The sequence below is a fragment of the Peribacillus sp. NPDC060253 genome (assembly GCF_042727425.1).
Taxonomy (GTDB): domain Bacteria; phylum Bacillota; class Bacilli; order Bacillales; family DSM-1321; genus Peribacillus.
Genome location: NZ_JBHXAS010000184.1, coordinates 1 through 6,681, shown reverse-complemented (window position 1 = coordinate 6,681; position 6,681 = coordinate 1). Strand labels below are relative to the sequence as shown.

The 6,681-nt window shown below is 34.8% G+C and carries 9 protein-coding genes; 1 reads left to right on the top strand and 8 read right to left on the bottom strand.

The features are described 5' to 3' along the window. Positions 1–61: 61 nt before the first annotated feature. The 7 genes from ACFWE9_RS25300 to ACFWE9_RS25270 form a co-directional block, all read right to left on the bottom strand. The gene (locus tag ACFWE9_RS25300; protein WP_230159365.1) at positions 62–697 is read right to left on the bottom strand and encodes a response regulator; all 636 of its coding nucleotides are present in this window, start codon (positions 695–697) and stop codon (positions 62–64) included. After that, entirely contained in the window at positions 694–2,034 is a 1,341-nt protein-coding gene (locus ACFWE9_RS25295; protein ID WP_377359401.1) for a sensor histidine kinase, read from the bottom strand. Before ACFWE9_RS25295 ends, ACFWE9_RS25300 begins: the two co-directional genes overlap by 4 nt. Positions 2,035–2,536: 502 nt before the next feature. Continuing rightward, a complete protein-coding gene (locus ACFWE9_RS25290) occupies positions 2,537–2,875 on the bottom strand; it encodes a class I SAM-dependent methyltransferase (RefSeq protein ID WP_377359399.1) in 339 nt (112 codons plus the stop codon). Positions 2,876–3,151: 276 nt separating this feature from the next. After that, positions 3,152–3,844, bottom strand: coding sequence for an LrgB family protein (locus tag ACFWE9_RS25285; protein WP_230159368.1), 693 nt, complete (start codon positions 3,842–3,844; stop codon positions 3,152–3,154). Continuing rightward, positions 3,820–4,215 carry a CidA/LrgA family protein gene (locus ACFWE9_RS25280; RefSeq protein WP_230159369.1) on the bottom strand — a complete coding sequence of 132 codons (396 nt, stop codon included), beginning with the start codon at positions 4,213–4,215 and terminating at the stop codon, positions 3,820–3,822. The genes ACFWE9_RS25285 and ACFWE9_RS25280 overlap by 25 nt, the downstream gene beginning before the upstream one ends. A gap of 108 nt (positions 4,216–4,323) precedes the next feature. Continuing rightward, positions 4,324–5,202, bottom strand: coding sequence for a LysR family transcriptional regulator (locus tag ACFWE9_RS25275; RefSeq protein WP_377359396.1), 879 nt, complete (start codon positions 5,200–5,202; stop codon positions 4,324–4,326). Between the two features lie 548 nt (positions 5,203–5,750). Continuing rightward, complete coding sequence (locus ACFWE9_RS25270) at positions 5,751–5,948, bottom strand: IDEAL domain-containing protein (protein ID WP_377359393.1); 198 nt, start codon at positions 5,946–5,948, stop codon at positions 5,751–5,753. A gap of 65 nt (positions 5,949–6,013) precedes the next feature. On the opposite strand from ACFWE9_RS25270, the gene ACFWE9_RS25265 reads away from it, so the two are divergent. Beyond that, on the top strand, positions 6,014–6,127 hold the full coding sequence (locus tag ACFWE9_RS25265) for a helix-turn-helix domain-containing protein (RefSeq protein WP_377359404.1): 114 nt from the start codon (positions 6,014–6,016) through the stop codon (positions 6,125–6,127). Between the two features lie 146 nt (positions 6,128–6,273). Here the strand turns inward: ACFWE9_RS25265 and ACFWE9_RS25260 are convergent, their stop codons facing one another. Further along, positions 6,274–6,423, bottom strand: a complete 150-nt coding sequence (locus tag ACFWE9_RS25260) for a hypothetical protein (RefSeq protein WP_230159373.1) — start codon at positions 6,421–6,423, stop codon at positions 6,274–6,276. Positions 6,424–6,681 lie beyond the last annotated feature (258 nt).

Genomic DNA, 6,681 nt, shown 5'->3' with positions numbered 1-6,681 from the left:
GGTCTGTGCAGCAACGGAACCCCCATTATAATAAAAAACTGCCTTGTATTAAGGCAGTTTTTTAGTCAACAATCCATTGATATAAATTTTTTGGTCTTCCTATTTTTTGATAACTCACAATAATTTCTACTTTTCCTTCATCAAGTAAATGCATAATATAGCGATAGACGGTCGGATAAGCCAAACCAACTTCTTTAGAAATTGTATCAACAGAAAAAGGTTCACGATTAGAATGTAGAAATTCACTAACGTGACAAAGTGTTCTCTTACTAATTCCCTTTGTTACAAATACATCCTTTTCTTCACTGGATTTTTGCTGCGGAGCTGATTGAGTTAATTTTGCAAGGCGAGCATGCAGTTGAATTCTTGAAATCATATCAGGCGCTTTTACAGGCTTTAATGCAAAATCTGTTGCGCCTGCTTCAAGAAAGCGATCAGCAATTTCCTGTCGTTCATCGACTGTTAATACAAGAATCGGAACATCAGCATTAAGTTTACGAAGCTCACCCACTGTTTTTATTCCGTCCATTTCCGGCATATGATAATCAACTAAAACAACATCTGCTCCTTTTTCTGCAAACACATTTAACCCTTCTTTTCCGTTGTTAGCCTTATCTACATTCCAGCCGGCAAATTCACAAATTTCACTTAGCATATATTGAATTGATGCATCATCATCAATGACTAAAATGTTCATCTTGACACACTCCTCTCAGCTAGTTTAATCCAAATTATTGTCCCGTGTCCAAGCTTGCTGTCAATTTCTAAAGATGCACCATGTCCTTCAGCAACTTGTCGTACGAAAGCTAATCCCATTCCTGGATGCGATTTCGTACTGAACCCAGCTTTCCATATTTTCAGCTGCTCTTTAGGCGAAATCCCTTTCCCATTATCTGATACGCCCAACCAAAGTTCATTTTCATAGGTTTTTACCTTAAGCAAAATCTGGCCATCCTCTATTCCATTCACTGCATCGTAAGCATTGTCAATTAAATTCACTAATGCCCTTGTCATTCGGATTTTATTAATTAAAATTTTAATTTCAGGATTTGTTTGAAAGTCTACTTTCAGATTAAGATTTGTCCCGCTCAGTCTGCTTGCTTCGACGTATTCAACTAAATCTTTTATACGGCACCAATGTTTTTTATCATCATATAAAATCTCAGAAATCATGTCGCTAACGGAATGAATCGATGATGAAATCTTTTGACAATATTCCTTAATTTTAGAATCGTCCACTTTCAAACTAATTAAAGAATTTAGCCCCTCAATTGCTGTGAGAGGTGTTTTTAAATCATGGACCAGGTATAGTGCTTCTCGTCCTGATCTTGACTGCATTGCTTCTAACTGCGCATAATGAAGCTCTTGCTTTATCCGCCACTTTTGTTCAGCTAATGAAAAATACACAGCTAAAATAACAGCATTAATAACAAAAATTAAACACAAAGTTAAACTGTACAATGTTAAAGATTGCTCAAATCCAATTTGAACTGCTATATCTTTTATTTCCTTTGAAATCGATCCTTGGCCAAATCCATATTTAGATAAAGAAGGAATCTCATTCAGCCATTCAATCCCAAAGATTAATTGAGAACAAATAATTGTTTTAATAATTGGCTTTAGCCTATCCTTTTCAAAGGCTTGCAATAATAAGATTGCTAACAACAATAACAACGCATATGCGCTAAATGAGTATGTTAAAGAATAATAAGCATTTATCACGATATAGTCGAGAGGAATAACAATAAGAGGAATGATAATTTTTAACCATGGACGGTTTAAACGATCACCGATTTCGTCTCCCAACAGCAGTGCACCAATATAATGAAACAAAGCTAATACAGTATTTAAAGATACTAACAAAAAAACGGCAAGCATTAACTTATTTCCTGTTTCTTCATCTTCTCTTAATGAAATAAGCAAATCAGTAAGACCAATTTCGTCAGGGCCCAACCACGATAGTAAGAATACCCCGAATAAAATTACTCCAATTTTCATCCATATTGTCCAAGACTTCATAAGACTAGCTATCATAATCATTTCACCTTTAATAGATTAATTGCTTATAGAATAGAATAATAACCATTCTTTCATTTAGTATTTTTATTTAAATTTATGTATCCCCTTCAATAATCTCATTATACGCAATTCATCGTAATTATGAAAATTAATAAAAAACGGGTTCTGGTGCAAAAATTCGAACATCTTGCAAGTAATCTCTAAATCTCGGACATACTGATACTATCAGTCTAAAAAGGCATAAATTATTTGGAGTAGCATCATTATTCATAGATTAAAAGGATATTGAGGGTTCTATGTTTCTAACAAATCATTAGTGGAAAAACTGCCTGCAATACGGTTACAACGTCTACTTAAGAAGTTACCGAAAATCCACAAGGAAATTACGTTGCATTCGTTCAGGAATACGCACGCATCGTTACTGAAACAACAATTAGGGCATACAGTTTTCAAATAACGATGTATGTTCCCTGGCTGACAACAAGACAAATAGCTAAAAGAATCTGAGAGATTCTATTCATTTATTTATAGTATGGGGGGGAAGCCCTGGAAACCCATTGATAAACTGTTTTGATTCAGCCTTAGCGCCTGCCGGTTTTAACTCTCCGTTTGGCATATGTGCTTTAATAATTTGAAGTGTATCATCTATAACTTTACTTTTTGATATAAACCCTGAATCCATTACAATCAATTTACCCTTTTCCGCCAGAAGTCTTTTAATCTCATCTAGGGTTTTTTCTCGATTAAACCAGTGCCAAGCTCTTAAGACGGTTACATAATCAAACAAACCATTATCTAAGGTTGTAGATTCAGCGTATGTATTTAAATACTCAATTATATTACCTTCACTATGCATTCCTGTAGAGCATTAAATATCGGCTTTGAAAAAAACAGAGCCCCTCAGTATGATGAGAGTACACACAAACCAAAACTCATCTTAAGGAGGAAGCTCTACTATGAATTTTAAAATGCAAAACAAACAAAATCAACTAATTGAAAGAATCACGAATCGTCATCTTGTTGTAGGAATTGATATTGCACAACAATTTCATGTTGCTCGAGCTGTTCATTAAGAAAAGAGATTCTTCTTCAAGAATCGCGCCCTTTAATGTAAGGGGTGGCACCAATTTTCCTACACGTTCAAAGTATGGATAAAAGGTGTTAGGATTAATGCCCAGATGACTGTAAAGATGGCAGTCAGAATGTAGGATACACTAGAGGTTGTTCCCGCTTTTTCCCCGATTTTAAACGCTTTTGCAGTCCCGAGTGCCTGTGCACCCAAACCATACATCATGCCGATAGACAATGGATGCTTAATGGAAAAGTGCTTCATTATAGCTGGTCCTATGAAGACACCTACAAAGCATGTCAACATACTAAAAAGAACAGTTATGTCTGGAGTCCCTCCAATGGATTCAGACAAACTGACAGCAATTGGAATGGTGACAATGCGAGGAATAATACTGAGCATATAATCCTTTCCCATTGCAAGCAGGTAAGTACATAAAATGCCAGAAACAACAGCAATCAAGGAACCGGCTGCAATACTACATACAATCACGCGCCAATTTTTCGCCAGAAACGACCAGTTTCGATACAATGGAATGGCTAATGCAACGGTTACAACGTCTAACAATTTATTTAGTGGAAAAGTGCCATTTGCATATTCTTTGTATGGTATATCCATTATCAAAAGGAGAACAATGAGCATAACAGGAGTGAGAATGATTGGTGAAAATAACAATCCTGGTTTTCTCCGATTAATCTTTTTCGCCAAAAAATAAAAAAGGACAGTAATAATTACATAAAAGATCTTGGTAACCATTTCCTTGCTTCACCGTCTTTTCTTTCTAAAATCCTATCGGAGATGACACCTGTTGCTATCATCATAAGTGCTGTACCACTAACAACAATGAATAAAATACTTAGGCCTTTGATGCCAAATATCCATGAATATTCCATAAATCCAACGACTGCCGGTATGAAAAATAACATCATCTCGGAAATAATAAGCGTGGCCCCCGCTTGCACCCAATTTAATTTAATCAAGCCTAAATGAAGACCGAAGAATAATAAAATCATCCCGATAATACTTCCTGGAATAGGTACATGAAGAAGAGAGACAATATAGTCACCAATCCAGGTAAATGCAATAATAGCCCCAATTTGCAATAAAATTGTTAAGCCCTTTTTCAAGAGCAACACCTCCGAAATAGAACAATATGTAATATAGATCATTCTACTTGGAGATTCACGATTCGTATAATATATAAAAGACATCAAAACTATTCTATGAAGTTATAGTTAGGTTTTTCCTTCCTGAAGATAAGTAATAAACTCCCGAACAGCATAGGAAAGATACTTATTCTTTTTATATATCAATGCCACTTCCCAATCAACCTGAGGTGAAGTAATAGAAACAATAGAAACCTGATCCTTAAATCGGTTTGCTACCGACTTAGGAACAACAGATATCCCAAATTGTGCCGCTACCATCTCTCCAACGATATCCCATAAGGAACTTTTGTAGACTAAATTAGGTTCAAATCCCGATTTCAAACAGGCCTTCATTACCACATCATGCAGAACATATTCTTCGGTAAAAAGAATAAAGGCTTCCTCCTTTAATTCGGATAAAAGTACTGATTTTCTTTCCGACAGCCAATGATTTCTGTCAACAATGACAACTAGTTCTTCTTTGAATAAGGGGATGGATCCAAACACTTCAGATTCAACTGGTGATACGGTAATACCCACATCCACTTCCCCTTGTACTACTTTTCGTTCTAATTGTTTCCCGCTAAATTCGACCATTTGCATTTCAATTTGCGGATAACCCTTTTTAAAATCAGCCAGCACGTTCGGAAATAACATTACACCCAAAGTCGGCATTAATCCCATTTTAATGGTTCCCTTTTTCACATGAACGACTTCGTTTACAGAAGAATGGATATCTTCCATCATCTGCAAAATTTTCAATGCTTGATCATAAACAATCTTGCCCGCATCTGTCAGCTCCACTTTTCTCTCCGAACGATCTAGCAACGTCACTTGAAGCTCCACTTCCAGGCTTTTTATCATCTTACTAATGGAAGGCTGAGATACATGTAGGCTCTCAGATGCCTTCGTAAAATTCTTTTGTTTGGCTACTTCTACAAAATATTTAAGATGTTGAATATCCATTTTAAAACTCCCCGGTACTATAGTTATAATTTCTTCCCGTCATACTTAATGGTTCCATATTTTCATTTCGAACAACCTTCTAATTCATTATATTTTATTGTGTTCGATTCTACATAATTGGGAAGATGATTTTTGGACATCCTTTAACATATTCATTTATTCTTAAAAGTGGTAAATCTCGATATACAATGAAAATTGTATACCTCATTGTTTTTAAAGACCTTTCTTATTACATAAATGTTCAATTTCCTTATAAAGAGTTATTCCACAAAATGGACCAATTGTTGAACAAAGTTCTAACAGTATTCTTCAACTATCCTGCCCCGATAGTTCCATAAGAAAGAGAGCTGCCAAAGGCAACTCCCTTATGACTTGTATCAGAATGCATATCGTTGTAAATACGCATTTTCCTAATGCTACCCCTTTATAATATCGTGCTTAATCGATAAAAAATCAAATAAACGCCAATCCCTTATAGATATGGGATTGGCGTTTTGGCATACTTCTTAAAGTTACAAATATGTTAAGTTCCTTTTATAAACAACATTTTAAGAAATGTTTTTCAATTCCTCTGTTAATCGTAGGAATTCTTCTTTGTTTTTATCCTGTAATGACTGGTCAATCTCTTTTCGGATTTTCTCCTTTCGGAAATTAAGAAGGGCTTTGTTTATCACTATTTCAGCAAATTCAGAATCCTTAACGTTTATTTCAGGTTGTGGTGGTGTATTAGCCAAATTCTTTTCCATAGGAAACCAACTCCTTGACCTTTTTTCTATTATACCAAAAGTTTTCAGATTATTCAAATAATTAACTGAATAGTTCCAATGAAATAATCCGTTTGCTCAATGAAAATGAGTCAGTGAAAAATATAAGTGAAAAAACAGGTGTAACAAGAATGACTATCTATAATATAAAGAAGGGGTAGCGTCAGGAAAATGCGGATATATAACGTTATGGGGTACACCGACAATTTTAAATCAAAAAATCGATTTCCTGTACATTAAGAAATCGATTTTTTATTTGTCTTAATGAACTAACGCACCTTATAAGAATTACTTCCGACTCAATCAGTTAAAATAAACTCTTTACTAAACGAACTATCATTCTTGGGATAAGAGTTAAGATGTTAAAAACCAATTCAGATAAGATTGAATCACGAATTTCATTCATTATGCCTTTGAAAAAACCTTCTTTGCCTTTCTTTTTTTCTTTTTTCATCATTTGTATCCTCTTTATCTTTCATAATTACTCCAATTATATTCCTCTAAAATACTTCCTCAATTATTCTACCTTTTTAGATAAGAAAAAGAGCTGCTGATCGGCTCCTGGATTTAGTATAGTTTCATGGACACATTTTAGTTAAGTCCTTACAATGATTTTTGAAAGGATGTGTCCGTCTTGGAACGTAAGAATACAGGGAAAAAATATAATAATGAATTCAAGAAGACTATTGTAGACCTTTATCACTCGGGTAATTCG